At 67.1% G+C, this 1,801-nt stretch carries 2 protein-coding genes; both read right to left on the bottom strand.

The features are described 5' to 3' along the window. Positions 1-632 precede the first annotated feature (632 nt). Entirely contained in the window at positions 633-1,025 is a 393-nt protein-coding gene (locus ACFW2Y_RS35690; protein WP_384887876.1) for a hypothetical protein, read from the bottom strand. Positions 1,026-1,205: 180 nt separating this feature from the next. Continuing rightward, the gene (locus ACFW2Y_RS35685; protein ID WP_384887875.1) at positions 1,206-1,667 is read right to left on the bottom strand and encodes a hypothetical protein; all 462 of its coding nucleotides are present in this window, start codon (positions 1,665-1,667) and stop codon (positions 1,206-1,208) included. Between the last annotated feature and the right edge of the window lie 134 nt (positions 1,668-1,801).

The raw sequence follows: 1,801 nt of genomic DNA, 5'->3' as shown, positions 1-1,801 counted from the left end.
GGGGCTTCACGCATGTCTGACGTCGGGTCATCACCCAGGCCACCCGCAAGCTGTCACGCACCGCAACCATCACGTTGCCGAGAAGACCTCACTGGTTAGCCCGGTGGCATCGGCGAGATCAGTCAGTAGCCGTGTCCCGGCGTGCCCCACCACCCCCGCACCGTCGGCGGAGACATGGAGCGTGGGACGCGAGCCGATACCCTGCACGTAGAAAGTGCCTTCCACCTGGACCGGCAGAACCCCTCGACAAGGTTCATCGTTTCAGGCCAGAAGGAACTTTCGCATTCCCGCCCATGATCCGGACGGACCCCAAGTGAAAGCCCGGGGTTGGCGGTGAGAAGGATCTCGAACGGCAGCGGGCCCCGGCGACCACCTGTCACTGGGGCCCGTGGAGCTGTCGGGCGTCAGTTGGGGTCGACGAGCGGTGGCAGCTCCTGGAGGGCTTCGGGCAGCTCCGCGACGCCGCGTTGGAGGTACCAGCCGCGGGTCCATCGCAGGGCGGCGCGCGGCCCGGGCACCACTCGTCGGCGACCTGGCCGACCGACCGGCGCGAAGTCGTGCCACCGGGGGCCCTGCCCGCATGGCCGGTCACCAGCAGCCGTACCCCCTCCTGGTACGTCCCCTACGTCTTCTCACATGTCCTCGAAGGAGAACAGAACGGCGGCGAAAAGCACGGCCAGGGAAACGAGAATCTGTGTGACGAAGGCTCGGCTTGCCTGCGGCTCGGGCTCTCCGGGGGACCGGCCCACGTATCCGCGGCCGATCTCCGTGATTTCCCGTCCGCGCCCGAGGGAGCCGATGGCGATGGATCCGACAGCGCAGACGTAGTAGGCCGCCGTGACCTGGAACGACCAGCCCCTGAGAGCGGCGAGCGCGGAGAACAGAGGGATCGGCGCAATACAGGCGAGGTACATCCGGGTGCGCAGCTGGGCGGGGAGCCTCGGAACCCAGATGATCAGCAGTCCCGCCGCGCAGAGTACGCACAGAAGGACCATCACCAGGGGATTGATCGAATCGAGTCTCATAGGGGTGTTTCCGCTTCGTTTCCGTTATCGCATCGGGGCCTGGTCCCTCGATGCCGACTTCTCCCGCCCGCGGGAGTTCGCCCGACTCTAGGCGATAGGGAAACGACTTCCCATACCCCGTCGCCGAGCGAACTCCCAGGTGGAACGCCTTATGCGCTCCTTTGCGAGACTTTTCTCACCTCACCAGCTCGTGTTGCCGATTCCCCAGGTGAGACCCGGCAGGTCCGCGGCGGCTTTGCCGGCCCGGCTGACGGCTCGCTGGAAACCGCCGGAATACGCTCGACCGGTCATTCCGGTGAACGCCTGGACGGACTTCACGTCGGGAATGGCGCTGGCCAAGCCGTTGCCGACGGCCTTGCCGAGCTTCGGCGACGCGCGTCCGACCGCCTTGCCGACGAGCGTTCCCGCACCGCCGCCTGCCACCGCCAGGCCGACGCCCACGGCGTTGATGCCGACGGTCTTCCAGTCTCCCGTACCCCAGATCGCGTCCGCCGCGGAGATCGCCGTGGCGGCCACTCCCGTCGCGAGGGAGGCCGCGGCCAGGCCCGCGGCCACGCCCTGGAGACCCGGGACGAAGGCGAACACGGTGGCCGCGCCACCAAGCACCGCGCTGACCTGTCCGAAGGCGTTCGCCAGCTTCACTCGGGCTCACCGGATGAACACGGACAAAACCTGATCACGCAACGGACCCTGGGAGCTGTCGATAAATAACTCCTCGGTTTCTGAGGCCTGTTGGTCTGTAGGATTCGGGTGTGTCGGAGGGGATCGAGGCGGGG

This window comes from Streptomyces sp. NPDC058877, assembly GCF_042742855.1.
Lineage (GTDB): Bacteria > Actinomycetota > Actinomycetes > Streptomycetales > Streptomycetaceae > Streptomyces.
This window is presented reverse-complemented; position numbering and strand designations above follow the sequence as displayed.